Genomic DNA, 23499 nt, shown 5'->3' on the forward strand with positions numbered 1-23499 from the left:
GGGGATGACGGGGATAGAGACGGGTCGCTTCGCTCGCAGTGACGACGGGCTGATTGAAAATCAAATCGGAAAGCTTACGCCCGCGGCCGGCGGCACGCCGGCTCCCGCGCCGCGCCAGCGAGCGCGCGATCGGCCGGCGGCACCCGGCTGCAGACCGTGAATACGAGCGCCAGCCGGCTGCACTGCCAGTCCGGACCGATCGCGGCGCCCGGCAACGGTTCCGAAAACGTCAGTCCGGCTGCGACGAGGGCGACGACGCAGGTCAGCGAGACGAAAGCCAAGACGTAAACGAGGTGTTTGCGAGTCCACCAATCGTGGGGCATGGCGTCCTCCTGTTCGGACGCCGCCAACATAGGATCGGGTCGGCCGTCCCGGTGTGAACCGCATCACAGTCCGTTCGGTCTCCCGGTTTCGTGATTTCGGCACGCCCCGCAGGCTTCAGGCCCCGCCAGGCTTCAGGCCTCGCCCGGCTTCACTGGGCCGGCTGGATCACGTTGCAGTTGGTGCGGCCGGACATCAGGCAATCCTGCATCTTGCTGGCGGCGGTCAGGTCGTGGGCCAGCCACAGCCCAACGGCCAACATCGCCGCAGCGATCAAGAGTCCGGCGATCGCGCCGCGGCGGCTACCGCCCTCCTCCGGATCCGTCATGGTGTCATTGTCTCCAGGGCGCGCCGACAACAGTTCGCGCCTGTCTTGACCGGGGCCGGCAAGGCGCCCGATCAATTCGGGCAACAGCTCCAGGAGAAGATACACGCGTCGGGTATAACTGTCGCAAATCCGTTGCGCGCGGGCATGCCTTGATCGACAGTGCCTGCTTGGGACCGAGCGTGCGCGGGGGCGTGCCATGAGTAAGCAGGAAGCGGGCTACGATTACCATCGTTACCGGAAATTGCTGGCGGAAGCGGTCGACGAGACCAAGCGGCTCGAACTGATCGAGCAATTGATCGAGGAAAAGGCCCGCGACCGGCTGGAAGCCCAGCGGACATCGGACCGGGTGGCAATGACGGCGGTGACGGTCGCCAGGATTCTCGGCCCGACCGCGCGTCGCGATAATTTCGGGGTCAAGTAGCTCGGCCTGGGCAAACCGGCCCACCCCGCGCCGGAACCGGATCCGGCGCGATCGACGGGCGTTGCCCTCACCCTACTTCTCCGAGGCGGCCATCACGATCGAACCGACCAGTCCGATCAGCGCACAGGCCAGCAGGGCATATTGCAGGATTGTGACCGCCTGCCGCGGCGCTTCGGTCGCGGTAGCGATGTCGTAGAGCAGCCACACCGACGTCAGCCCGCTCATCAGCATGATTTTCGGCCATTTGCTGTTCATGCAAATCTCCCCTGATTTCGCCATTGGACGCTGGCATTTTGCCGTGGGTTCACTTAACCAAGGCCCGAAACCGCGCCGCCACGCGCCCGCCCCTAAAATGAAATCGACAAGGCCCCTTTTATGAGTGGATTCAAGGAACCGAGCTTCGCCGACCGCCAGAAGGCCGCGCTGCGGGCCAAGCAGGACATCCTGAACAAGTTCAAGGCCCAGCCGGGACCTGACGATCCCGAGGTGAAGCGCCGCCAGGCCGAGCGCGAGGCCCAGGCCGCCGCCCGCGCCAAGGCCAAGGAGATCCGTGAGGCCGCCAAGGCCGAACAGAAGGCGCGGGAGGCCGCGGCCGCCGCCGAGGAAGCCGCCCGGCTTGCGCGCGAAAAGGAAGAGGAAGCCGCTCGCCAGGCGGCCCTGGAGGCCGAACAGAAGGCCAAGCGCGACGCCCGTTACGCCGCGCGCAAGGGCGGCAAGGGCAAGAAGAAGTAAGCAGGCTGCGGCGGCGCTGGGTTGCCGAGTATCACGGATCGACGAACCAACTCAGGCCGTCATTCCGGGGCGATGCAAAGCATCGAACCTCAGATGTGCAATTGTACCCCTGAGGTCCGGTGCTAACGCACCATCCCGGAATGACCGACCGGCCTAGTTCTTCTTCATGCCGTCGTCTTTTTTCATGCCGTCCTTCATCATCCCATCCTTCTTCATTCCATCGTCCTTCTTCATGCCGTCCTTGGACATCGCGTCCTTCGACATGGAATCCTTGGACATGGAATCCTTCTTCATCCCGTCGCCTATCTTGTCCTGCGCGAAGGCGGCAGGCGCGAGCGCGAGGCTGATCGAGAGAACAGCGGCAGAGAGGCCGAGGCCGATACGGGTCGTGGTCGTCATGGGTGGTCATTCCTTAAGTTGGTCGTTTCTAAAGCGACGTCTGCCGCTCTACCCTCGACGCTGCGACGGCCGGGTTTGTTACGGATTGGGCCCAACGCTTTTGCTGGTGTCACGGATTGTTGAAACAAGCGGCCTGAAGGCGGCACTCGACAAGCTGCCGCCCAAGCTTGGACGCATTGTTGACGGAGTCTTTTGCAAATCCTCGTTTTAGCGTGTGCGCTGCAGCATGCCCGGCCTCTCTCCGGGGCCAGGAAACGGCACTTGAATCAGGACTTGAATCAGGACTTGCCGTCGCGCGCCGCCTCTGACCTATCAAGCAGCCTCGAACTATCAGACTAGAGAAATCTCGGGCCAAGACCGGCTAAGATGGGCTCAACGCCGGCCTGGAAACGCCGACCAAGAACAGCATCAGGGGAGACACCATGATCACGCGCCGCCATATCCTCGCATCCGCGCTTGCCGCGCCCGCCATCCTGCGTCTCGGTACCGGTACCGCCCACGCCGCGACCACGCTGAAGATCTCGCACCAGTTTCCGGGCGGCAGCATCGACAAGGGCGATTTCCGCGACCGGCTGTGCCGGATGTTCGCCCAGGAAGTCACCAAGCGCAGCGGCGGCGAAATCGTCGGCGAGATCTATCCGAACTCCTCGCTGATCAAGACCAACGCGCAGTTCTCGGCGATGCGCAAGGGCGCGCTCGATATCAGCCTCTACCCGATGCCCTATGCCGGCGGCGAATTGCCGGAAACCAATATCGGCCTGATGCCCGGCCTGGTCGCGACCTACGATCAGGGCATGCGCTGGAAAAAGGAGCCGGTCGGCAAGGCGCTGACCGACTTCCTCGCCGACAAGGGTATCATCCTGCTCTCCTGGGTCTGGCAGGCCGGCGGTGTCGCCAGCCGCTCCCGCCCCATCGTGGCCCCCGAAGACGCCAAGGGACTGAAGGTCCGCGGCGGCTCGCGCGAAATGGACATGGTGCTGCAGACCGCGGGCGCCGCCGTGCTGTCGGTGCCGTCGAACGAAATCTATGCGGCGATGCAGACCGGCGCCTGCGACGCCGGCATCACCTCCTCCACCAGCCTGATCTCGTTCCGTCTCGAGGAGGTCGCGAAGGCGCTGACCTCTGGCGCCGGCGCCTCCTACTGGTTCATGCTGGAGCCGTTGATGATGTCGAAAGCGATATTCGACAAGCTGCCCAAGAACCAGCAGGACATCCTGTTGGCGGTCGGCAGCGAAATGGAAGTCTTCGGCCGCAAGGGCGCGCAGGACGACGACGTCGAAGTCGCCAAGGTCTACGAGAAGGCGGGCGCCAAGGTCTCCGCGCTCGACGTGGCGACCGTTGGCAAGTGGCGCGACATTGCGCGCGATACCGCCTGGAAGGATTATAGTGCTAAGACAGCGACCTCAGCGACCTTGCTGAAGCTCGCGAGCGACGTCTCCGCATGATGCATGGTCCGCTTCCGGATCAAAAAGACCTTCCCGGCGCCGCCACCAGCAACCCGCTCGTGGCGGCGCTCGGACGGGCGCTGGCGCTTTGCAACAACGTCATCGTCTTCGTTGCTGCGCTGGCGCTGATCGCGGCCTGCGCGATCCTCAGCTACAGCGTGCTCGGCCGCGCCTTGTTCCACAGCGCCAATTACTGGCAGGACGAGGCGGCGGTGTTCCTCCTGGTCGGCGCCACCTTCATGACCGCGGCCTATGTGCAAGGCCAGCGCGGCCATATCGGCATCGAGGCCTTTATCGGCCTGATGTCAGCGCGTGCCAACCGGATCCGACTTTGGTTGGTCGATGTCGCAAGCCTGCTGTTCTGCAGCTTCTTCGCCTGGAAATCCTGGACGCTGGCGCATGAGGCCTGGGTCGACGGCCAGGTATCGAACTCAATGTGGTCGCCGCCGCTGGCGATACCCTACGCGCTGATGGCGCTGGGCATGACCTTGCTTTGCCTGCAGCTCCTGCTGCAGATCATTATTCCTTTGGTGGGTACTTCGCGCTGATGAGCGTTCTCGGAATTGGCCTCAGTTACGGTTTTGCCACCCTGTTTGCGATGTTCTCGGGCATGCCGATCGCCTTCGCGCTCGGCGCCGTCGCGGTCGTCTTCATGGCGATCTACATGCCGGCGGCCTCGCTCGATACCGTGACGCAGAACGTCTACGAGGAAATGGCCTCGATCACGTTGCTGTCGATTCCGCTGTTCATCCTGAAAGGCGCCGCGATCGGCAAATCCCGCGCCGGTCAGGACCTCTATTCGGCGCTGCATGCCTGGCTGCATCGCGTCCCCGGCGGGCTCGGCGTCGCCAACGTGTTCGCCTGCGCGCTGTTTGCGGCGATGGCGGGCTCCTCGCCGGCCACGTGTTCGGCGATCGGATCGGCCGGCATTCCCGAGATGCGCAAGCGCGGCTATTCCGGCGGCTTCGCGGCCGGCATCATCGCCGCCGGCGGCACGCTGGGCATTCTGCTGCCGCCCTCGATCACCATGATCCTGTTTGCGGTCGCCGCGGAGAAATCGCTGGGCCGGCTGTTCCTCGCCGGCATCGGGCCGGGACTGCTGCTGGTGACATTGTTCGGCATCTACGCGGTATTCCGGTTCCGCAAGGAATATGCCGCCGCGCACGCGCTCTACACCGCGACCGGCACGGAAGCGGCGATCCTGCAGCACGACGACTTCACCATGGCGCAGCGCTTCAGCGCGCTGCCGCGGGTGCTGCCCTTCGTGCTGTTGCTCACCGGCGTGATGATCGCGCTCTATGGCGGCTACGCCACGCCGTCGGAAACCGCGGGCCTCGGCGGGCTATTGGCGCTGGTGCTGATCGCGTTGATCTACAGCGTGTGGCGGCCGAGCGACCTGGCGCCGATCCTGAAATCCACCATCCGCGAATCCACCATGCTGATGATGATCATCGGCATGTCGCTGCTCTATTCCTACGTGATGAGCTATCTGCACATCTCGCAATCGGCGGCGGAAGCGATCGTCGCCATGCAGCTGCCGCGCTGGGAATTGCTGGCGGCGATCCTGGTCATGGTGGTCGTGCTCGGCTTTTTCCTGCCGCCGGTGTCGATCATCCTGATGACCGCACCGATCATCCTGCCGCCGCTGCGCGCCGCCAATTTCGACATCATCTGGTTCGGCATCGTGATGACCATCGTGATGGAGATGGGGCTGATCCATCCCCCGGTCGGGCTCAACATCTTCGTCATCCGCAACGTCGCTCCCGATATTCCGCTCAGCGAAGTGATCTGGGGCACGCTGCCGTTCGTGCTCTTGATGATGGTCGCGGTGCTGCTGCTGTGCTTCTTCCCGGGCATCTCGACCGCCCTGCCCGATCTCGTGATGGGCCCGGACGGGGGTAGGTGACGGTTACTTTGCCGCGCGCGCTTTCGCATTCAACGCACTGGCCACGCGGCTGACCGGCGGGCGGCCAATCAACCCGCTCACGACGTTGATCGCGGCGAGCAGCTTCGGCATGTCGACGCCGGTTTTAATCCCCATGCCTTCGAGCATGTAGACCACGTCCTCGGTCGCGACATTGCCGGTAGCACCTGGGGCGTAGGGACAGCCGCCGAGGCCGCCGGCGGCAGAATCGAGCACGCGGCAACCTTCTTCCATCCCGGCATAGAGATTGGCCAGCGCCTGGCCGTAGGTGTCGTGGAAATGCATCGCGAGGTTCGCCATCGGGACATCGCCCGCCACCGCGCGCAGCAATTGTCGCGCCTTCAAAGGCGTCCCGACGCCGATGGTGTCGCCGAGCGAGATTTCGTAGCAGCCGAGATCCCACAGCACCCTGGCGACGTCGACGACCGCCTGCGGCCTGATCTCGCCCTCATAGGGGCAGCCGAGCACCGTGGAGATATAACCGCGCACCCGCACGCCATCGGCCTTGGCGCGGGCAACCACCGGCTTGAAGCGTTCGATCGATTCAGCGATCGAACAATTGATGTTGGCGCGCGAAAAACTCTCGGACGCAGCGGCGAACACCGCGATCAGCCTGGCGCCCGCGGCCTGCGAGGCCTCGTAGCCCTTCTCGTTCGGCACCAGCACCGGCAGTTCGCAATCGGTATGATGGCTGACGCCGCGCAGCACGGCGTCCGAACCGACCATCTGCGGGATGGCTTTGGGCGACACGAACGCGCCGACCTCGACCTCCCGGAGCCCCGCACCGATCAGCGCCTCGATGAAGGCAATGCGGTCGGCAACGCTGACCGGAGTCTTCTCGTTCTGCAGGCCGTCGCGCGGCCCGACCTCGACGATGCGGACGGCGTCGCTCATCAGGCCGCCGCCGGTTCGATTTCGGCCAGTTCGACGCCCTCGCCGACGATGTCGCCGACCTTGCACTTGATCTTCTTCAAAACGCCCGCAAAGGGCGCGCGCAGGGTCTGCTCCATCTTCATGACTTCGAGCGTGAGGATCGCAGCCCCCTTCTCCAGCATCGCCCCCTCCTCGGCCAGCAGCGCCACCACGGTGCCGGGCAGAGGGGCCACGATCTTGTCCTCGCCGACTTGCTCCTCGGTCTCGCCGCCGAACGGATCGATCCAATGCAGGTCGAAGCGGCCGTTGCGGGTGCGCAGATAGAGCTCGTGGCCTTCGATTACGGACACGACATTCGACTTCACCCCATCGATGGTGATGTCGAAACCACCACCTCCATAAGGCGCCATCGAAATGACAAAGGGAGCGTGGCGATCAGTAAGCGACACGGTGAACTGGCCATCGCCATATTGCAGCGTCACCTTCTGCTCGGCGCCCGGCACCTGCCGGAACGCGAATACCCGCTGACGCCGGCCGACCGGCTGCCAGCCATAGGTCCGCCACGGCGAATGCGCTTCGTTGCGCGCCGCCTGTTGTTCTTCGACGATGATGGCCGCCACCGCGGCGCAGAGCTCGAGTTCACCGGCGGGGGGCGACGTCTCGGTCAGGCGCTTCAATTCGCGTTCGATGAAGCCGGTGTCGATGGTGTTGGCGCGAACGTCGGGATGCGTCACCAGCGCCGACAGGAACGGAATATTGGTGACGATGCCGCGCACGTCGGTCGCTTCCAGACCGCGGTTGAGCCGCTCGATCGCGGCCTCGCGGGTCGGCGCCCAGGCGATCACCTTGGCGAGCATGGCGTCGTAATAGGGCGACACCGCATCGCCGCCGCGATAGCCGGCGTCGATGCGCAGGCCGTCCACAGCATCCGGCGTACGCCAGGTCTTGATCCGGCCCACTGAAGGCATGAAGTTCTTCTGCGGATTTTCCGCGTAGACCCGGGCCTCGATGGCGTGGCCGTTCAGTCTGATCTCGTCCTGCGCCAGCGGCAGCTTTTCCCCGAAGGCGACCCGCAACTGCCATTCGACAAGGTCGATGCCGGTGATCAGTTCGGTCACGGGATGTTCGACCTGCAGACGGGTGTTCATCTCGATGAAGAACACCTCCTTGCCGTCGGAGACGAATTCGATGGTGCCGGCGCCGACGTAACTGACTGCGCCTGCGGCCTTGCGCGCCGCGGCGCAGACGGCGTCGCGCTGCGCGGCATTGAGCGTCGGCGACGGCGCTTCCTCGATCACCTTCTGATGCCGCCGCTGCAGCGTGCATTCGCGCTCGAACAGCGACAGCAGATTGCCGTGGCTGTCGCCGATGATCTGCACTTCGATATGGCGCGGGTTCTGGACGAATTTTTCGATCAGCATGCGGTCGTCGCCGAACGCCGCCTTGGCCTCGCGCTTGGCGCTGACGATCGCAGCCGACAGCTCGCCGGCCGATTTCACCACCCGCATGCCGCGCCCGCCGCCGCCGGCCGACGCCTTCACCAGCACCGGGAAGCCGATCCTGTCGGCGGCGTCTGCCAGAATCGCCTCATCCTGGGCCTCGCCGTGATAGCCGGGCACCAGCGGCACGCCGGCCTTTTCCATCAGCGCCTTGGAACCGGACTTCGAGCCCATCGCGGTCATCATCGCGGCGGTCGGACCGACGAACACCAGCCCGGCATCAAGGCAAGCTTGCGCGAATTCGGCATTCTCCGACAGAAAACCGTAACCGGGATGAATGGCCTCGGCGCCGGTCTTTCGCGCCGCCTCGATCACGCGCTCGATGCTGAGATAGCTGTCGCGCGCCCGCGCCGGCCCGAGCAGTACGGCTTCATCGGCCATCGCGACATGCATGGCGTCGCGGTCGGCCTCGGAATAGACCGCGACCGTGCGCAGCCCCATGGCGCGGGCGGAGCGGATCACGCGGCAGGCGATCTCGCCCCGGTTGGCGATCAGAAGCGTGCGAAAACGCCGGTAGAGTTTCGAGCGGTCCATCATCAGTTCCTGCATCAGTTCCTGCATCACATCCTGAACAGGCCGAACTTCGTCGGCTCGATCGGCGCATTCGCCGATGCGGATAGTCCGAGGCCGAGCACCAGCCGCGTATCGGCGGGATCGATCACGCCGTCATCCCACAGCCGGGCGGTGGCGTAATAGGGACTGCCCTGGTGCTCGTACTGGGCGCGAATCGGTGCACGGAATTTCTCGTCCTCTTCGGCCGACCAGGTGTCGCCCTTGGCCTCGATACCGTCGCGCCGCACCTGCGCCAACACCATCGACGCCTGCTCGCCGCCCATCACGGAGATGCGCGCGTTCGGCCACATCCAGAGGAAGCGCGGACTGTAGGCCCGGCCGCTCATACCGTAGTTGCCGGCGCCGTAGGAGCCGCCGATCACCACGGTGAATTTTGGCACGCCGGCTGTAGCCACCGCCGTTACCAGCTTGGCGCCGTCGCGGGCGATGCCGCCGGCCTCGTACTTCTTGCCGACCATGAAGCCGGTGATGTTCTGCAGGAACACCAGCGGGATATTGCGCTGGCAGCACAGTTCGATGAAGTGCGCGCCCTTCAGCGAGCTTTCGCTGAACAGGATGCCGTTATTGGCGATAATGCCGACCGGGTAGCCCCAGATATGGGCAAAGCCGCAGATCAGCGTCGTGCCGTACAGTTTCTTGAACTCGTCGAATTCCGAGCCGTCGACCAGCCGGGCGATGATGTCGTGGACGTCGAACGGCTTGCGGCCGTCGGCGGAGACCACGCCGTAGATTTCCTCGGCCGGAAACAGCGGCTCCCGCGGCTCGCGCATGTTCAGGTTGGCGCGCGTCGGCGATTTCAGCGTGGCGACGATGCGCCGGGCAATCCCGATCGCATGGGCGTCGTTCTGCGCATAGTGATCGGTGACGCCGGATTGCCGGGAATGCACGTCGGCGCCGCCGAGTTCCTCGGCGGTCACGACCTCGCCGGTCGCGGCCTTCACCAGCGGCGGCCCGCCGAGGAAGATCGTGCCCTGATTCCGCACGATGATGCTCTCGTCCGACATGGCCGGCACATAGGCGCCGCCCGCCGTGCAGGAGCCCATGACAATGGCGATCTGCGGAATGCCCTGCGAGGACATCTGCGCCTGGTTGTAAAAGATGCGGCCGAAATGCCGCTCGTCCGGAAATATCTCGTCCTGCATCGGCAGGAAGGCGCCGCCGGAATCGACCATGTAAACGCAGGGCAGATTGTTCTGCCGCGCAATATCCTGCGCGCGCAGATGCTTCTTCACCGTCATCGGGTAATAGGTGCCGCCCTTGATGGTGGCGTCGTTGGCGACGATGACGCATTCGCGGCCCGAAATGCGCCCCACCCCGGTGATGACGCTGGCGGAATGGACGTCGCCGCCATAGAGCCCGTGCGCGGCCAGCGGCGACAATTCAAGAAACGCGGTGCCGGGATCGATCAGCAGGTCGACGCGTTCGCGCGCCAGCATCTTGCCGCGCGAGGTATGCCGGGCGCGCGAGACCTTGCCGCCGCCGCCGGCCACCACTTTGAGCTTTTCGCGAAGGTCTGCGACGAGGCCGCGCATGACTTCGGCATTGCGGGCAAACTCGGGGGATATGGGATCGATCGTGGAATGAAGCGGCATGATCGGCGTCTTCTTTGAATGCTGGCGAGCCGTTGAGATTGCTTCAGGATGGCAACTCGCGGGCCTCTCGCGAGGATGCGAACTGGCTGTACCATCTTTGCGGCAACGTGTCCCGGCGATGGGAATCGGATCATTCTGAAGGGTGAGTGCGGGCCCGGCAATACCGGCGCCGGGCGGTCAGGCCTGCTGGCGTTCTCATGGATGCCTCCCTTTCAGCCTGCATGGATCTTTCTTTCAGCCTGCATGGATCTTTGAATTCGACACGTCGGAAGCGCCATCTAATTAAACGATCATACGTTTTTTTAAATGGATCGCAAGCAGCATTGGCAAATCGCCAGGCGGCGCACCCAGATCATTGAAATTGCTGTAATTTCGTGTAATAAACATACAATCGTTTGCTTGTTTCAGGTCCATATCGAGCAAATACGGACTCCCAGAGGACGGCTTCCAGAAAATTCATGGCGCGCACGATCGGCTCATACGGCCCGAAAACGATGGAGGCGATCCGCAAAGCGGGGCTGCGCCTCATCTTCGAACATGGCTATGCGGCAATGAGCCTGCGGCAGCTCGCCGCCGCGGTCGGGATCCAGGCCGGGTCGCTCTACAATCATATCAGCACCAAGCAGGAACTGCTGTTCGACCTCGTGCAGGACCACATCAACGAACTGCTTCGTCAGCTCGATCTTGCCCTGCAGGGGAAACAGCGGCCGGCCGAGAAGCTCTCAGCCTTCGTCGCGTTCCACGTCACCTACCACATGACGAAGAAGCGCGAGGTCTTCATCGCCAATTCCGAACTGCGAAGCCTCGAACCGAAGAACTACGACGCGATCGTGAAGTTGCGCGGCGCATACGAGCGACGGTTGACGGAAATTCTCGCGGAAGGCGTATCGGAAGGCGCATTCGAGGTCGTCGATATCCAGGTGGCGACGTTTGCGATCCTGGCGCTTCTTACCGGCATCTGCACGTGGTACCGGCCGGGCGGACGACTGACCCGCGAGGACATCGTCGCCGCCCACGAGAAGCTGGTTCTGTCGAGCGTTACCCCCGGCGGGAGGGCAAATCCCGTCCGAACAAGTCCCGTCCGAACAAGTCCTGCTCGGACAAGTCCGGTTCGAAAGACAAGCAGGTCTTCCAGGAACGTTGCGCCCGGCCAGCAGCGCGATTGATCGAGGCGCACATGACAGAACATCAACAGCTCGACGATATCGACCTGCGGATATTGTCCGAACTGCAGAACGACGGGCGCATCCGCAACAATGAGCTGGCTGACAGGGTCGGCCTCTCGCCTCCTTCCTGTCGCCGGCGCGTTCGCGCGTTACGCGAGCGCGGCGTGGTCAAGACGATCCGCGCGTCGCTCGACGAAAGGCTGCTCGGCTACGAGGTGACATCCTTCGTGTCGATCCAGTTGCAGAGCCAGGCCCAGGCGACGGTACAGGCGTTCGAAAGTTCGATTGCGGCCATACCCCTCGTCCAGCAATGCTGGCGGCTTTCGGGAGAAGCCGATTTTTTGCTGAAATGTGTCGCGCTCAGCGTCGAGGGAATGCACCAGCAGCTGCTGCAGTTTGCGGCGATGCCAAGTGTCCGCAATATCAGGAGCTTGCCGGTGCTCGGCGTCGCAAAGGATGAGCCATTGCCGATACCGGGTCTGCCGGTCGCATCCGTCCCGGTGGAATAGCGCCGGCCCTCTTTTGTTTTGACGCGTTCTCTTTACGCGAACCGGCGTCCACTTCGCTCGAAAACGCTATCGTGGGTCCAGCCCAATGGGTCCAGCCTAATGCGTCCAAGGCTCACCGCGCCGGAAGGCGAAATTGTCGGCATAGGCAACCTGGCGCTCAACCGAATTCTTGGGCTCAATCACCTGGTAGGCGATGCCCTTGCGCTCGCAATAGGCCACAGCCTCTTCCTTGGTATCGAAGCGCAGGGTGAGCTGCTGTTTCATGTCGCCGGACGAGGTCCAGCCCATCAGGGGTTCGATCGCCCGGGGCTGCTCGGGCTCGTAATCGAGCTGCCATTCCCTGGTTTTGGCCCTCCCCGATTGCATCGCGTTTTTGGCGGGCTTAAAAATGCGTGCGGTCATGGATGGTAGGACCTTCAGAGATATGCGACATGGAACCGTTTGGCGGAAACATCAGGGATAGTATACAGACACATTTCGGGGACTCGACGGTGATTCCGTAACCCCGAATGTACCAGTTCTGAACCGGTATAGTCATTATGCTGCACTGTGACAATCTTGGGCCTCCCGGCGGCCCAGGGACGATCTCAAGGCTAATCTCGAACCTGATCTGGCGGCCCGATCCTCCCGAAAGCATCACGTCGAAACGGCACCCATGAAAATCAACGCCACCCTGCCCGAAAAAGGACGCGACCTCCGGCTCGACCTGTTTCGCGGGGTCGCGAACTGGGCGATTTTTCTGGATCACATCCCCGACAACGTCGTGAACTGGATCACGACCCGCAATTACGGTTTCAGCGACGCCGCCGACCTGTTCGTTTTCATCTCCGGCTATACCGCCTCGTTTGTCTACGCCCGGATGATGCTCGACCGCGGCTTCATCGTCGGCGCCACGCGGCTGACCAAGCGCGTCTGGCAGCTCTACGTCGCCCATATCATCCTGTTCGTGATCTATATCGCCTCGATCAGCTATCTGGCGCTGCGGTTCGGCGATTCCGAACTGGTCAACGAGTTCAACGTCGTCGGCTTGGTCGATAATGCGACCGAAACGCTGCGGCAGGGGCTGTTCCTGAAGTTCAAGCCGGTCAATCTCGACGTGCTGCCGCTCTACATCGTGCTGATGGGACTGTTTCCGCCGGTGCTGTGGATGATGCTGCGCCAACCCAACTGGACCATGGTGGCCGCGATCGCGCTGTGGCTGGTGTCGCGGCAAACCGGCTGGAACCTGCCGGCCTACCCGGCCGGTACCTGGTACTTCAATCCGTTCTGCTGGCAGGTGCTGTTCGTGTTCGGCTCATGGTGCGCGCTTGGCGGCGCCCGAAGGTCGATGGCGCTGATCAATCACCCGGTCACGCTCTGGTTCTGCATCGGCTACCTGATCCTCGGGCTGGTCATGACCATGGCCGGCAAGTTCCCGGATTTCGGGGCGATGTTCCCGCACTGGCTGTATTCGACGTTCAACCCGAACGACAAGACCAACCTGGCACCGTACCGTTTCCTCCACTTCGTCGTCATCGTGATCATGGTGATCCGCTTCGTGCCCAAAGACTGGCCGGGCCTGGAGTGGAAGGTGTTCGACCCGCTGATCGTCTGTGGTCAGCAGTCGCTTGCTGTGTTCTGCGTCGGCGTGTTCCTGTCCTTTGTCGGGCATTTCGAGCTGTCGATGAGCTCGGGCTCGCTGTTCGCGCAAATCTTCGTCAGCGTCACCGGGATCGCGATCATGACGATCGTGGCCTACTACATTTCCTGGTCGAAGCGGCAGGACAAGCCGCTGCCGAAACCGCCCGTACCGAAGCCCGCCTGAGCGCGGACTGAGGCGGCCCGCGTTCTCAGCCGGTCCCCGCTCCGGCCGGCTGGGTCGATGCTACCAGTGTCGCGACATCGGTGAAGGTATTGACGAGCGGCGCCACCACCCTGTGCATCGCGGTCTTTGCGACCACCGTGTCGTGCAGAATCAAGTTGTCGATCCCCGTATTCAGGAAGCAGGCCACGGCATCCTCGGGCGTTTCCACGATCGGCTCGCCCTTAATGTTGAACGAGGTGTTGATCAGCACGGGAACGCCGGTCAGCGCCTCGAACTCCTTCAGCAGACGATAGAGCATCGGATTGGTCGCCTCGCGCACGGTCTGCACCCGCGCGGTGCCGTCGACATGCACGATCGCCGGAATCTTGTCGCGCCATTCAGGGCGGACCGGTTTTGCGATCAGCATGAAGGGCGAGTCCTCCTCACCCTCGAAGACTTCCTTCATCCGTTCGGCGAGCACGATCGGCGCGAACGGCCGGAACGCCTGCCGGTGCTTGACGCGGCTGTTGAGGATGTCCTTCATCTCCGGCTTGCGCGGATCCGCCAGCAGGCTGCGATTGCCGAGCGCCCGCGGCCCGAACTCCGAGCGGTCCTGGAACCAGCCGATCACGCGCTGATCGGCGAGCAGCTTTGCGGTGTCACGACAGACATTGTCACTTCTTTTGGCGTCGACCTGAATCCGGACCAGGAACTTCCGCAGCGCGCTGGCGGCCTCCTGTTCGCTATAGGGCTTGCCGACATAGGAATGGTCCATGACGAAGCTGCGCCGCTGCTTCAGGATTTCCAGCCAGCCGTAATAGGCGCAGCCGATCGCGATGCCGTCATCGCCCGCCGCCGGCTGGATCCAGACATTGTCGAATCCGGCTTCGCGGGCCACCCGTCCGTTCGCCACGCAATTGAGCGCGACGCCGCCGGCCATGCACAGGTTCTTCGCCCCTGATGTCTCGCGCAGCCAGCGCGCGCGGGCGAGCAGCACGTTTTCGGTGTCGTCCTGCACCCGCCAGGCCAAATCTTCCCAGTGCCGCATCGCGGGACTTTTCTCCCAGCTGCTGCCGTCAAAGATGTGGGGCTGCTTGAAATCGCCGGTCCAGCGCGGCACCTGCAACCTGCCGTCGGCGAGCTCCAGCAGGTGCTTGACCTGGTCGTGCCGGCCATAGGGCGCGAGCCCCATCAGTTCGCCGCACTTGTTCCAGTCGCCGAAGATGTAGGTCGAGGCCCGGCTGTAGAGCGCGCCGAGACCGGGCATGTTGTAAAATTCGTCGCTCAGGAAGCCGCGGTCCGGCTCCATCCAGACCTTCTTCAGGCATTCGAGCTCGGTCCCCTTGAACTTGTAGTAGCTCTCGGACTCGCGTGCGAGCGGCGTCGCCGTATCGGTCGCAGGATAGGACTCCATGACGTCGGACTGGTAGCTGCCGACGCCGTCGACGATCATCACGACGCCTTCCTCGAACGGCGACACCGCGAACGCACTGTAGGCGTGCGCCAGGTGGTGAGAGATCGTGACCACCTTGTCCTGCCCCGACCGATAGAGCGGGTGCTTCGCCGCCTCACCCCGCTCGAACTCCGGAAGAAAGCCCGGCGCGTCAAAATACACCAGCCGCTCTTCCATTTCCGGAACCGGCAGGATGTAGCAATTGCGCACGATCAGATCGACGTCATCGAGCGTGATGCCTTCGGCCTGCAGGCAATAATCGATCACTTCCTTGTAGAAGCCGGAAGCATGCTTGTTTCGCGTGATCCGCTCCTTGGCGATCGCGAACGCGATGGCGCCGTCGCGCAACAGGCAGGCGCTCACGTCATGGTCATAGGTGTTCAGGCCGAGGACATAGGTCTGTTGTTTGGGCATGGGGACTCGTTAAGGCGGGGATCGCCGTGCGCTGAGAGATGGGAATCGTGTCGACATCAAGTTGCTGGCGTGGCCTTAAATTGCTGGCGCGGCCTTTGGATTGCTGGCGGCGCCTTGCCGGAGTCTTCACCCAAATTCTGCAGCGCACAACCAACGACGTTCAGAAAGATGAACGGCAAAATCCGCAAATCTGCCGCAACCGGACTGTAACTTGACCTTATATTCCCTTCTCAATAAAGTCCCTAAAGCCCGCAAGAACCTTAGTAAAAATATTGTCTTAGCCCATCTGAACCGAAAGCATTCTCAGGCGTCTAAGTGGGACAGTGCCGAAGTTCGGTGGTTTTGGAAGTGACCGGGAGATCCTCGAATGACTAAACGCTACAATATCCTGACGCGCTGCCTCGCAGCGTTGGCCTTGTTGTTCGTCTATGTCGCCAGCACGTCTGCGATTCTGGTTGGTGCAACGACCTCGCCGGCGCAGGCTTGGCGCGGTGGCGGTCGCGGCGGCGGCTGGGGACGCGGCGGTGGCTGGGGCCGCGGCTATGGCCGTGGTTATGGTTATGGTTACGGTCGCGGCTATGGCTACTACGGTGGCGGCGTGATCGTTCGCCCCGGTCCGCGCTGCTGGTGGAATGCCTACGGCGCCCGCGTTTGCAGGTGGTAACCGAGACCTGATCGCCACTGCGCGATCGACCACAAGTTTCAGGCGTGCCGCACAAACGGCGCGCCTTTTTCTTTGCCGATGTGCGCGGATCTGTCTTTGAACGAATTCTAACGTCCGCCGCGCCACAAACGCGGCCCTGCCGCAACCAGCCTGCCGGTCAGCTTGCCAGCCGCGGGATCAACTTGAGCGCGTTGCCGCGTTCGATCGACGCGATTTGTTCGTCCGTGAAAACGCCGGCCTCGCGCAGTCCCTTCACGTGATCCACTCCGGTGCGGTATGGAAAATCGGTTCCGAACACGATCTGTGACGGCGGGATGATCGCTGCCAGCGCCGACATCGCGCTTTTGTTCGAGGTCTGGGCGGTGTCGTAATGGAAGCGCCTGAGCTCGGCCAACGTTCCGTCCGGCACGGTCGGCTTCACATTCGGTTCCAGCAACGGGTTGCGGACAAAGCGCTCGATCAGGAACGGCATGGTTCCGCCGGCATGCGAGAAGATCCAGCGGATGTCGCGAAACTTCTGCGCGTTGCCCGAGAAGACGATGTCGGCGATGGTACGCGTCGTGTCGGTGCCGAACTCGATCATGACCGGTTGTTGCGTGGGAACGAGATTGACGCAGCAATTGGCCGCGGTCGGATGGGTGTAGACCAGCGCCTTGCGGCGGTTGAGTTCCTCCATGACAGGCAAAAACAGCGGATCGCCGAGCCATTTGTCGCCATAGCTCGTCATCAACGCGATGCCGTCGGCCTTCAGCGTATCGAAAGCGTATTCGATCTCGCGCAGGCTGCCGTCGGCATCCCTGAGCGGCAGCATCGCGAAATTGCCGAACCGCCCGGGATAGTCCGCGACCAGCTTGGCGGCATATTCATTGGACTCGCGGCAAAGCCGCCGCGCCGCATCGGGCTTCACCGGATTGATGCCGGGGGTGGTGACCGACAGCATTGCGGTAGCGGTGCCGGTCTTGTCCATGTCGGCGAGCGACTTCTCGATAGTCCAGCTCCGCATCAGGCCTTCGCCGAACCCGAGCTCGTTCGACGCCGTGACGTAACTCGGCGGCGACAGATGATGATGGACGTCGATGCGGAACGGCTTGGTCTCGGCAGTGGCCTGCGCCACGGCGCGACCGCCTCCCGTAGCGGTCGCCAGCGCCAGCGCGCCGGCACCGAGCATGAAGCCGCGCCTGGACGGTGCGGACGATGACGGATTGTCCTGGCCGCAGCAAAAGCACCCGCGCAACGCGGGCATACGCAATTCCGTCACGTCGTTCTCCCCTAGATTTTGTTTTTCCTTTAAACGCGGAGCCATTATTTTGAATTTTGACGCTTTTCTTCACGCGAACCGGCGTCCACTTCGCTCGAAAACGCTATCGGTATCAGCCGTCGAGAATGGCCACCGCCCGGGTCCAGCCCGCCGAGGCGCGCTCGATCTTGACCGGGAAGCACGACACCATAAACCCGGTCGACGGTAGTTGCTCGAGATTATGCAACTTTTCGATATGGCAGTAACCGATATGACGGCCGGCCTTGTGGCCTTCCCAGATCAGGCTGGCGTCATGGGTTTCGGCATATTTCTTCGCGGTATAGACGAACGGCGCGTCCCAGCTCCAGCCGTCGATGCCGGTCAGCCGCACGCCGCGTTCCAAGAGGTACATGGTCGCCTCGTAGCCCATGCCGCAGCCCGACGTGACGTAATCCTGCCGGCCGTATTTGACGCCGGCGCTGGTATTGACCACCACGATCTCCAGCGGCGACAGCGTATGGCCGATGCGCTTGAACTCGGCTTCGACGTCCTTGGCGGTGGCGACATAGCCGTCGGGAAAATGCCGGAAGTCGAGTTTCACGCCGGGCTGCAGGCACCACTCCAGCGGCACTTCGTCGATCGTCCAGGAACGCTCGCCGCGGTTCATGGTGGGATGGAAGTGCCAGGGCGCATCCAGGTGCGTGCCGTTGTGGGTGGAGAGCTGCACCTGTTCGACCGCCCAGCCCTGCCCGTCCGGCAGATCCTCGGCTTTCAGCCCGTCGAAGAACTGCAGCATCCGCGGCAGGCCCTGCTGGTGATCGATGTACTGGATAGTCGGGTGGCCGCCCGGCGGATCGGCGGGCACGTCGTTTTGCAGGGGAACGGAGATGTCGATCAATTTGCGCGCCATGGCGTTTTCCTCACTCTGTTTTTGTTGGGGGCCTAAGCCGCCTTCGTGTCTTGCCGTTCGACCCGGTTCTTCAGGATACCGATTTTTTCGACTTCAAGTTCGATGCTGTCGCCATGTTCGAGGTACCAGCCGAGCTCCAGTCCGCAGCCATTGCCGACGGTGCCCGAGCCGATGAACTCGCCCGGCATCAACGTTTCATCCTTGGTGACATGCGCGATGATCTCCTCGAACGGAAACAGCATGCCGTCGGATACGCCTTGCGACCGCATCTTGCCGTTGACGCGGACTTCCATCTTCAATTTGTAGGGATCGCCGATCTCGTCCGGCGTGACGATCCAGGGTCCCATCACATTGCCGCCGTCAAAGCTCTTGCCCTTGGCGGGTCCGAGCCGGCCTTCCATTTCGATCCGCTGGGCATCGCGGGCCGAGAAATCGTTGAAGATGGTGTAGCCGAAGATGTGATCTTTGGCCTTGGCCGCGGAAATATTGGCGCCCTTGTTCTTGGTGATGACGCCGTATTCGCATTCGTAGTCCATCACCTGACTGTAACGCGGCCACCTAACGGTCGTGTTGGTGCCGCGCACGCTAAACCGGTTGGTGATGTAGTAGATCGGTTGCTTGCGATAGACCTCCGGCAATTCGCCGAGCGGTTCGGCATCGATCCGCGCCAGTTCGGCCATGTCGTTGTTGGCGCGCGCGGCGAGCTTCAACTGTCCACGCGGGGCCTGCAGGATGTGCAGCGGGAACGACATGCCGTCCCGCATCTGCCGCGGCTCCGGGATCGGCGCGAGGATGTCGGCACCTTCAACCGGCGCCGACAGGGACTCATCCTTGCCGTGCCTGTCGAACACTTTGGCGGCCTGCTCGAGGGCGGCGTCGCCGGCATCGATCAGGGCAAGCATCGAAGCGAAAGCCGGATTGCCGCCGTCGCGGATGGCTGCCGCAGCCAGATCGAACAGGCGGCTGTCGCCGGAATGTACGATGGCGACCTTGTCCTGACCGCCGGATTTGAACGTTGCGAGTTTCATGTGACCACCCCTTGCCTTCGGATGTAATATATGTTCAAAGAAAATATCGATAATCAAGCATTAAAAATGTAAATGGGGAAACCGCAGTGAAGAAGATCATCGCGACGTTTGCCATCAGCATGGCGCTGACAGGCACCGCCTTGGCACAAGCCAAGATCCAGGTCGGCTGCACCGCGACGTCGGATTGCGCCTCCGCCATGGTGGCGGTCGACGAAGGCATCTTCAAAAAGCACGGACTTGAGGTCGAGATGACGCCGATTGGCATCAACTCGAACATTCCGGCGGCGATCCTGTCGAACTCGATCCAGATCGGCGGGCCAACCTCGACCGTGTTCCTGCAGGCCGCCGACGGCGGGCTGGACCTCGTCGGCATCGCCGGCGCCACCGTTATGAACCCGGTGTCGAACGGCAACATCACCGCTTTCGTCCGCAACGGCATCACCATCAACGAGCCCAAGGATTTCGTCGGCAAGAAGGTCGGCGCGCCCGGCCTCAATGCCTTCCTGCACGTGCTGTTCGTGAAATGGCTGGTCGAAAAGGGCGTCGATCCCAGAAGCGTCAATTTCGTCGAGGTCACCTTCCCGACCATGTCCGACATCATCAAGTCTGGTGGCGTCGACGCGGTGTTGACGGCGGAGCCGTTCGTGACTCGCATGACCAATGCGGGCTTGGGCTCGGTCGGCGCGCGCTACGCAGTCGAGCTGGCGCGTACCGATCCGATCATCTTCTATGCCAGCTCGCGCGAATGGGCCGACAAGAACGCGGCTGCCATCAAGAAATTCCGCGACGCGATCACCGAGGCCGCCGAGATCGTCAACAACGATCGCGAAAAGGCCTCCGCCTCGATTTCCAGGTTTACCAAGCAGCCGATCGATCTGGTCAAGATGACGCCGCCGAACCGCTCCGAACCGGCGTTGAGGCCCGAGCAGCTCGCCTGGTGGATCGATGTGATGTCGTCGCAGAAGATGTTGCAGTCCAAACTCGAACCCAACAAGCTCATCCTGAAATGAGGGTCGCGCCATGCCGGCTCAAGAACGCACTGCGAGCCAACCGGTGATCGAAGCCGCAACGTTGAGCGAGCGCGCGGCAACGCTCGTCGAGCAGGACATTCTCGCCGGCCTGCTCGCGCCGGGATCCCGGCTCGGCATCGTCGATCTGGTGCAGCGCTACGACATCGGCGCGACGCCATTGCGCGAGGGCCTGTCGCGGCTGATGTCGCGCGGGCTGATCGTCGGCACCGGACAACGCGGCTTTCGCGTCGCCGATATCAGCCGCGAGGATCTGCTCGACATCACCTTGATGCGCACGGCGATCGAGATCGAGGCGATCAGGCTTGCGATCAGCAACGGCGACGACGCCTGGGAGGCCGGCATCGTCAGCGCTCTGCACCAGATGCGCCGCCACATCGAGCGGACCGGCGACGAATTCCGTGAGGGCGCGGAGGATTTCGACCGGCTGCACAAGGGCTTTCATACCGCCCTGCTGGCGGCCTGCGGCTCAAAGCGCCTGCTCGCCGCGCATTCCGATCTCTACGACCAGGCCTATCGTTACCGCCGCGTGATGATGCGCTCGTTCGACAGCGGCAAGAAATTCGTCCGCGCGCACCAGTTGCTGGCCGAACGCGTGATCGGGCGTGACGTTCAGGGCTCGCAGGCGATGCTGGAAGCGCATCTGCGCTCGACCATGGACATCGTCTACCCCAGCGGCAACGAGAGCTGACGCCATGAAAGCCCAGCCATGAAAGCCCAAGTGACGGCAAATGCCCAGATGCGCCTCGATCCCGTCCCCGGCGCTCCCGCACCGCAGATCGCGTTTGCCGAGACGACCCTCGAACTTGGCGGCAAGACCATCATCGAGAACCTGAGCCTCGGCGTCCGGCCGGGCGAGTTCCTCTGCATCGTCGGCGCCTCCGGTTGCGGCAAGACCACGGCACTGCGCCTCGCGGCGGGGCTCTATCAGCCGACCCGCGGCAAGGTGACGTTCGACGGCCAGCCGATGCGCGAGCCGCGCCGCGAGATCGCGATCGTGTTCCAGGATTACGGCAAGGCGCTGCTGCCGTGGCGGACAGCTGCGGGCAACGTCTCGCTGGCGCTCGAAGCCGGCGGCATGCCCGCCGCCGAGCGCCCTGCCCGCATCGAGGAATTGCTGCGCACGGTCGGCCTGCCGGGCCACGCCGGCAAATACCCGGCCGAGATGTCCGGCGGCATGCAGCAGCGCCTGCAGATCGCCCGCTGCCTGGCGCAGGAACCGAAGACGCTATTGATGGACGAGCCGTTCGGCGCGCTCGACGCGATGACGCGGCAGGGACTGCAGGACGAGGTGCTGTCGCTGGTGGCGGCGAGCGGCGCCACCGTGATCTTCGTGACGCATGACCTCGACGAGGCGATCTATCTCGGCGATCGCGTCATCGGGCTGCTGCCGCATCCGGGGCGGATCGGCATCGAACTGCCGGTCAACCTGCCGCGCCCGCGCGACCAGTTGTCGACCCGCGAGCATCCGGAATTTTTACGGCTGCGGCGGCAATTGTTCGACTTCATCAAGGCGACCGAACAGTGAGCGGCAATTCCGCCAAAGCGCTGGTGCTGCCGGTCGCGGTGCTCGTGGCGTTCGAGGTCTGGGCGCGCGCCACGCATCTGCAAAGCGACAGCCTCGCGCCGCCGAGCGAGATCATCCTGGCGCTCGCAGGCGCCATCGCCGATTTCTCGATCCTGACCGCCACCCGTGACACGCTGTTCGCGGCGTTCGCGGGTCTCGCGATCGGCAGCATCATCGGCCTTGCCCTCGGTATCGCCTTCGGGCTCTCCAACACCCTCAACCGCCTGATGGAAGTGACCGTCGAGGCGATCCGGCCGATCCCTTCGATTGCACTGTTGCCGATCGCACTGATCGCGCTCGGCTTCGGCTACCGCATGGAAATCGTCATCGTCGCCTTTGCCTGCGTCTGGCCGATCCTGATCCTGAGCCGGGCCGCCGTGCGCAGCATCGAGCCGCGGCTGATGGAGGTCGCGCGCGCGCTGCGATTGCCTGCCGCCCAGCGGGTCTGGAAGATCATCATCCCCGCAGCACTGCCGCGCATCTTCGTGGCGTTTCGGCTGGCCGCCGGCATCGCGCTGATCGTCGCCGTGACCGTCGAAATCGCGATCAATCCGATCGGTCTCGGCGCCGGCATCATGCTGGCGCAGCAGGCGCTGCGCGCCGACCTGATGCTGGCCTATCTGGTCTGGATCGGCGCCATCGGCTACGCGCTAAACATTCTGCTGGTGGTGGCACAGCGCCGCCTGTTCGGCCGCGCTGCGTTGAGCGGAGACAGCCCGTGAAATCGACCATCCTCTGGCGCCTGGCGAGTTTTGCGGTTGCCGCCGGCTTCATTGCGCTCTGGCAATTGATCGCCAACCTGAAACTGGTGTCGCCGGTGTTCCTGCCCGGGCCCGACCGCGCCTGGGCCTCGCTGGTACGCGGATTTTCCACCGGCGACCTCGCAACCAAGCTCGCGGGCACGATCGAGCACATGGCCTATGGCTGGCTCGCGGCTTCCATTGCCGGCATCGCGCTCGGCGCCGTCATCGGATCGTCGCCGAAGATGCGGACCTATGTGGCGCCGTCGCTGGAATTTTTGCGGCCACTGCCAGTTTCGGCGATCATTCCGGTCGCGATCGCGATGCTCGGGCTGACGCAGGCGATGGCGCTGTTCGTGATCTCGTTCGGTGCGATCTGGCCGATCATGCTGGCGACCGTCCATGGCTTCGCCGCGGTCGAGCCCCGCCTCTATGAGGTGGCGCGGTCGCTGCAAATGTCGACGCTCGCGGTGATCGTCAAAATTGCGCTCCCCTCCGCCAGCCCGGACATTCTCGCCGGCATGCGCCTCAGCCTGACGGTGGCGCTGATCCTGGCCGTGGTCTGCGAAATCCTGGCCGGCCTCGACGGGCTCGGCCACTGGGTGCTGCTCTCGGCGCGGGCCTTTCGCTCGGCCGACCTGTTCGCCGGCGTCATCCTGCTCGGCGTGACCGGCTATGTGACGTCGATGGCGATGTCGCTCGCCGAGCACCGACTGCTGGCGTGGCAGGCTTCGCAGCGCTGATTCAACGAGGGGCGCGCCGTTTGATCCACGTCAATGCTGCCGCCATCCGAAAAATTGAATCTGATGCGGTATGATGCGGGGCGGAGACGTTCCGCATCGTTCCGGCGATCTCGCCGTTTTCTCCTAGACTGCCCCGTTCTCGCCGGTCGT

The 23499-nt window shown here is 63.3% G+C and carries 26 protein-coding genes; 14 read left to right on the forward strand and 12 right to left on the reverse strand.

Annotated elements, in window-relative coordinates; genetic code table 11:
* Nucleotides 1–74: 74 nt before the first annotated feature.
* Both FFI89_RS18380 and FFI89_RS34395 read right to left on the reverse strand, forming a co-directional pair.
* Nucleotides 75–323, reverse strand: coding sequence for a hypothetical protein (locus tag FFI89_RS18380; RefSeq protein ID WP_138838960.1), 249 nt, complete (start codon nt 321–323; stop codon nt 75–77).
* 149 nt (nt 324–472) lie between these two features.
* Nucleotides 473–649, reverse strand: coding sequence for a hypothetical protein (locus FFI89_RS34395; RefSeq protein WP_168212934.1), 177 nt, complete (start codon nt 647–649; stop codon nt 473–475).
* A 196-nt stretch (nt 650–845) separates the two neighbouring features.
* Between FFI89_RS34395 and FFI89_RS18385 the strand changes: the two genes are divergently transcribed.
* A complete protein-coding gene (locus tag FFI89_RS18385; RefSeq protein ID WP_138838962.1) occupies nt 846–1070 on the forward strand; it encodes a hypothetical protein in 225 nt (74 codons plus the stop codon).
* Between the two features lie 72 nt (nt 1071–1142).
* Here the strand turns inward: FFI89_RS18385 and FFI89_RS18390 are convergent, their stop codons facing one another.
* The gene (locus FFI89_RS18390; RefSeq protein WP_138838964.1) at nt 1143–1325 is read right to left on the reverse strand and encodes a hypothetical protein; all 183 of its coding nucleotides are present in this window, start codon (nt 1323–1325) and stop codon (nt 1143–1145) included.
* A gap of 120 nt (nt 1326–1445) precedes the next feature.
* Here FFI89_RS18390 and FFI89_RS18395 point away from each other — a divergent pair, with 120 nt between their 5' ends.
* A complete protein-coding gene (locus tag FFI89_RS18395) occupies nt 1446–1802 on the forward strand; it encodes a DUF6481 family protein (RefSeq protein WP_138838966.1) in 357 nt (118 codons plus the stop codon).
* Between the two features lie 153 nt (nt 1803–1955).
* On the opposite strand, the gene FFI89_RS18400 is transcribed toward FFI89_RS18395, so the two are convergent.
* On the reverse strand, nt 1956–2201 hold the full coding sequence (locus FFI89_RS18400) for a pentapeptide MXKDX repeat protein (RefSeq protein ID WP_138838969.1): 246 nt from the start codon (nt 2199–2201) through the stop codon (nt 1956–1958).
* A gap of 422 nt (nt 2202–2623) precedes the next feature.
* Between FFI89_RS18400 and dctP the strand changes: the two genes are divergently transcribed.
* The 3 genes from dctP to FFI89_RS18415 are packed head-to-tail and all read left to right on the forward strand — an operon-like array spanning nt 2624 to nt 5552.
* Nucleotides 2624–3646 carry a TRAP transporter substrate-binding protein DctP gene (gene dctP, locus FFI89_RS18405; RefSeq protein ID WP_138838971.1) on the forward strand — a complete coding sequence of 341 codons (1023 nt, stop codon included), beginning with the start codon at nt 2624–2626 and terminating at the stop codon, nt 3644–3646.
* Nucleotides 3643–4194, forward strand: coding sequence for a TRAP transporter small permease (locus tag FFI89_RS18410; RefSeq protein ID WP_138838973.1), 552 nt, complete (start codon nt 3643–3645; stop codon nt 4192–4194). Before dctP ends, FFI89_RS18410 begins: the two co-directional genes overlap by 4 nt.
* Nucleotides 4194–5552, forward strand: a complete 1359-nt coding sequence (locus FFI89_RS18415) for a TRAP transporter large permease (protein ID WP_138838975.1) — start codon at nt 4194–4196, stop codon at nt 5550–5552. The genes FFI89_RS18410 and FFI89_RS18415 overlap by 1 nt, the downstream gene beginning before the upstream one ends.
* Nucleotides 5553–5555: 3 nt before the next feature.
* Here the strand turns inward: FFI89_RS18415 and FFI89_RS18420 are convergent, their stop codons facing one another.
* Genes FFI89_RS18420 through FFI89_RS18430 form a run of 3 tightly spaced genes read right to left on the reverse strand, consistent with a single transcriptional unit; the run spans nt 5556 to nt 10107 of the window.
* Nucleotides 5556–6464, reverse strand: coding sequence for a hydroxymethylglutaryl-CoA lyase (locus FFI89_RS18420; protein WP_138838977.1), 909 nt, complete (start codon nt 6462–6464; stop codon nt 5556–5558).
* Nucleotides 6464–8476, reverse strand: coding sequence for an acetyl/propionyl/methylcrotonyl-CoA carboxylase subunit alpha (locus FFI89_RS18425; protein WP_138839380.1), 2013 nt, complete (start codon nt 8474–8476; stop codon nt 6464–6466). Before FFI89_RS18425 ends, FFI89_RS18420 begins: the two co-directional genes overlap by 1 nt.
* Before the next feature lie 26 nt (nt 8477–8502).
* Nucleotides 8503–10107, reverse strand: coding sequence for a carboxyl transferase domain-containing protein (locus FFI89_RS18430; protein ID WP_138838979.1), 1605 nt, complete (start codon nt 10105–10107; stop codon nt 8503–8505).
* Nucleotides 10108–10565: 458 nt separating this feature from the next.
* On the opposite strand from FFI89_RS18430, the gene FFI89_RS18435 reads away from it, so the two are divergent.
* A complete protein-coding gene (locus FFI89_RS18435; protein ID WP_138838981.1) occupies nt 10566–11273 on the forward strand; it encodes a TetR/AcrR family transcriptional regulator in 708 nt (235 codons plus the stop codon).
* A gap of 11 nt (nt 11274–11284) precedes the next feature.
* Nucleotides 11285–11782, forward strand: coding sequence for an Lrp/AsnC family transcriptional regulator (locus FFI89_RS18440; RefSeq protein WP_138839382.1), 498 nt, complete (start codon nt 11285–11287; stop codon nt 11780–11782).
* Nucleotides 11783–11878: 96 nt separating this feature from the next.
* On the opposite strand, the gene FFI89_RS18445 is transcribed toward FFI89_RS18440, so the two are convergent.
* On the reverse strand, nt 11879–12184 hold the full coding sequence (locus FFI89_RS18445; protein WP_138838983.1) for an ETC complex I subunit: 306 nt from the start codon (nt 12182–12184) through the stop codon (nt 11879–11881).
* A gap of 253 nt (nt 12185–12437) precedes the next feature.
* On the opposite strand from FFI89_RS18445, the gene FFI89_RS18450 reads away from it, so the two are divergent.
* Nucleotides 12438–13586 (forward strand): OpgC domain-containing protein, encoded by a 1149-nt coding sequence (locus tag FFI89_RS18450; protein ID WP_138838985.1) that lies wholly within the window; start codon nt 12438–12440, stop codon nt 13584–13586.
* 25 nt (nt 13587–13611) lie between these two features.
* On the opposite strand, the gene FFI89_RS18455 is transcribed toward FFI89_RS18450, so the two are convergent.
* Complete coding sequence (locus tag FFI89_RS18455; RefSeq protein WP_138838987.1) at nt 13612–15432, reverse strand: carbamoyltransferase C-terminal domain-containing protein; 1821 nt, start codon at nt 15430–15432, stop codon at nt 13612–13614.
* Between the two features lie 367 nt (nt 15433–15799).
* On the opposite strand from FFI89_RS18455, the gene FFI89_RS18460 reads away from it, so the two are divergent.
* Nucleotides 15800–16096 carry a hypothetical protein gene (locus FFI89_RS18460; RefSeq protein ID WP_138838989.1) on the forward strand — a complete coding sequence of 99 codons (297 nt, stop codon included), beginning with the start codon at nt 15800–15802 and terminating at the stop codon, nt 16094–16096.
* 157 nt (nt 16097–16253) lie between these two features.
* Here the strand turns inward: FFI89_RS18460 and FFI89_RS18465 are convergent, their stop codons facing one another.
* The 3 genes from FFI89_RS18465 to FFI89_RS18475 all read right to left on the reverse strand — a co-directional run bounded on the left by FFI89_RS18465 (nt 16254) and on the right by FFI89_RS18475 (nt 19271).
* Nucleotides 16254–17354: an amidohydrolase family protein gene (locus tag FFI89_RS18465; RefSeq protein ID WP_168212935.1), complete on the reverse strand. Its 1101-nt coding sequence runs from the start codon at nt 17352–17354 to the stop codon at nt 16254–16256.
* Between the two features lie 112 nt (nt 17355–17466).
* A complete protein-coding gene (locus tag FFI89_RS18470; RefSeq protein WP_138838993.1) occupies nt 17467–18243 on the reverse strand; it encodes a cyclase family protein in 777 nt (258 codons plus the stop codon).
* Between the two features lie 32 nt (nt 18244–18275).
* On the reverse strand, nt 18276–19271 hold the full coding sequence (locus FFI89_RS18475; RefSeq protein WP_138838995.1) for a fumarylacetoacetate hydrolase family protein: 996 nt from the start codon (nt 19269–19271) through the stop codon (nt 18276–18278).
* A 119-nt stretch (nt 19272–19390) separates the two neighbouring features.
* On the opposite strand from FFI89_RS18475, the gene FFI89_RS18480 reads away from it, so the two are divergent.
* From FFI89_RS18480 to FFI89_RS18500, 5 genes are read left to right on the forward strand one after another with little or no spacing between them, the layout of a single operon-like run.
* Nucleotides 19391–20281 (forward strand): ABC transporter substrate-binding protein, encoded by an 891-nt coding sequence (locus FFI89_RS18480; protein ID WP_138839384.1) that lies wholly within the window; start codon nt 19391–19393, stop codon nt 20279–20281.
* A 10-nt stretch (nt 20282–20291) separates the two neighbouring features.
* Nucleotides 20292–20990 (forward strand): GntR family transcriptional regulator, encoded by a 699-nt coding sequence (locus tag FFI89_RS18485; RefSeq protein WP_138838997.1) that lies wholly within the window; start codon nt 20292–20294, stop codon nt 20988–20990.
* A 48-nt stretch (nt 20991–21038) separates the two neighbouring features.
* A complete protein-coding gene (locus FFI89_RS18490; protein WP_138839386.1) occupies nt 21039–21827 on the forward strand; it encodes an ABC transporter ATP-binding protein in 789 nt (262 codons plus the stop codon).
* Nucleotides 21824–22588, forward strand: a complete 765-nt coding sequence (locus FFI89_RS18495) for an ABC transporter permease (protein ID WP_138838999.1) — start codon at nt 21824–21826, stop codon at nt 22586–22588. Before FFI89_RS18490 ends, FFI89_RS18495 begins: the two co-directional genes overlap by 4 nt.
* Nucleotides 22585–23349, forward strand: a complete 765-nt coding sequence (locus FFI89_RS18500; RefSeq protein WP_138839001.1) for an ABC transporter permease — start codon at nt 22585–22587, stop codon at nt 23347–23349. Before FFI89_RS18495 ends, FFI89_RS18500 begins: the two co-directional genes overlap by 4 nt.
* Nucleotides 23350–23499 lie beyond the last annotated feature (150 nt).

This window comes from Bradyrhizobium sp. KBS0727, from assembly GCF_005937885.2.
Lineage (GTDB): Bacteria > Pseudomonadota > Alphaproteobacteria > Rhizobiales > Xanthobacteraceae > Bradyrhizobium.

Excerpts from the sequence above, each read along its gene's own strand:
- FFI89_RS18470 (WP_138838993.1), bottom strand. The coding sequence starts at position 18,243 with ATGGCGCGCAAATTGATCGACATCTCCGTTCCCCTGCAAAACGACGTG.
- FFI89_RS18490 (WP_138839386.1), top strand. The coding sequence starts at position 21,039 with ATGCGCCTCGATCCCGTCCCCGGCGCTCCCGCACCGCAGATCGCGTTT.
- FFI89_RS18475 (WP_138838995.1), bottom strand. The coding sequence starts at position 19,271 with ATGAAACTCGCAACGTTCAAATCCGGCGGTCAGGACAAGGTCGCCATC.
- FFI89_RS18400 (WP_138838969.1), bottom strand. The coding sequence starts at position 2,201 with ATGACGACCACGACCCGTATCGGCCTCGGCCTCTCTGCCGCTGTTCTC.
- FFI89_RS18380 (WP_138838960.1), bottom strand. The coding sequence starts at position 323 with ATGCCCCACGATTGGTGGACTCGCAAACACCTCGTTTACGTCTTGGCT.
- FFI89_RS18445 (WP_138838983.1), bottom strand. The coding sequence starts at position 12,184 with ATGACCGCACGCATTTTTAAGCCCGCCAAAAACGCGATGCAATCGGGG.
- dctP (WP_138838971.1), top strand. The coding sequence starts at position 2,624 with ATGATCACGCGCCGCCATATCCTCGCATCCGCGCTTGCCGCGCCCGCC.
- FFI89_RS18430 (WP_138838979.1), bottom strand. The coding sequence starts at position 10,107 with ATGCCGCTTCATTCCACGATCGATCCCATATCCCCCGAGTTTGCCCGC.
- FFI89_RS18485 (WP_138838997.1), top strand. The coding sequence starts at position 20,292 with ATGCCGGCTCAAGAACGCACTGCGAGCCAACCGGTGATCGAAGCCGCA.
- FFI89_RS18410 (WP_138838973.1), top strand. The coding sequence starts at position 3,643 with ATGATGCATGGTCCGCTTCCGGATCAAAAAGACCTTCCCGGCGCCGCC.
- FFI89_RS34395 (WP_168212934.1), bottom strand. The coding sequence starts at position 649 with ATGACGGATCCGGAGGAGGGCGGTAGCCGCCGCGGCGCGATCGCCGGA.
- FFI89_RS18385 (WP_138838962.1), top strand. The coding sequence starts at position 846 with ATGAGTAAGCAGGAAGCGGGCTACGATTACCATCGTTACCGGAAATTG.
- FFI89_RS18460 (WP_138838989.1), top strand. The coding sequence starts at position 15,800 with ATGACTAAACGCTACAATATCCTGACGCGCTGCCTCGCAGCGTTGGCC.
- FFI89_RS18395 (WP_138838966.1), top strand. The coding sequence starts at position 1,446 with ATGAGTGGATTCAAGGAACCGAGCTTCGCCGACCGCCAGAAGGCCGCG.
- FFI89_RS18425 (WP_138839380.1), bottom strand. The coding sequence starts at position 8,476 with ATGGACCGCTCGAAACTCTACCGGCGTTTTCGCACGCTTCTGATCGCC.
- FFI89_RS18435 (WP_138838981.1), top strand. The coding sequence starts at position 10,566 with ATGGCGCGCACGATCGGCTCATACGGCCCGAAAACGATGGAGGCGATC.
- FFI89_RS18390 (WP_138838964.1), bottom strand. The coding sequence starts at position 1,325 with ATGAACAGCAAATGGCCGAAAATCATGCTGATGAGCGGGCTGACGTCG.
- FFI89_RS18480 (WP_138839384.1), top strand. The coding sequence starts at position 19,391 with ATGGCGCTGACAGGCACCGCCTTGGCACAAGCCAAGATCCAGGTCGGC.
- FFI89_RS18420 (WP_138838977.1), bottom strand. The coding sequence starts at position 6,464 with ATGAGCGACGCCGTCCGCATCGTCGAGGTCGGGCCGCGCGACGGCCTG.
- FFI89_RS18455 (WP_138838987.1), bottom strand. The coding sequence starts at position 15,432 with ATGCCCAAACAACAGACCTATGTCCTCGGCCTGAACACCTATGACCAT.
- FFI89_RS18415 (WP_138838975.1), top strand. The coding sequence starts at position 4,194 with ATGAGCGTTCTCGGAATTGGCCTCAGTTACGGTTTTGCCACCCTGTTT.
- FFI89_RS18440 (WP_138839382.1), top strand. The coding sequence starts at position 11,285 with ATGACAGAACATCAACAGCTCGACGATATCGACCTGCGGATATTGTCC.
- FFI89_RS18450 (WP_138838985.1), top strand. The coding sequence starts at position 12,438 with ATGAAAATCAACGCCACCCTGCCCGAAAAAGGACGCGACCTCCGGCTC.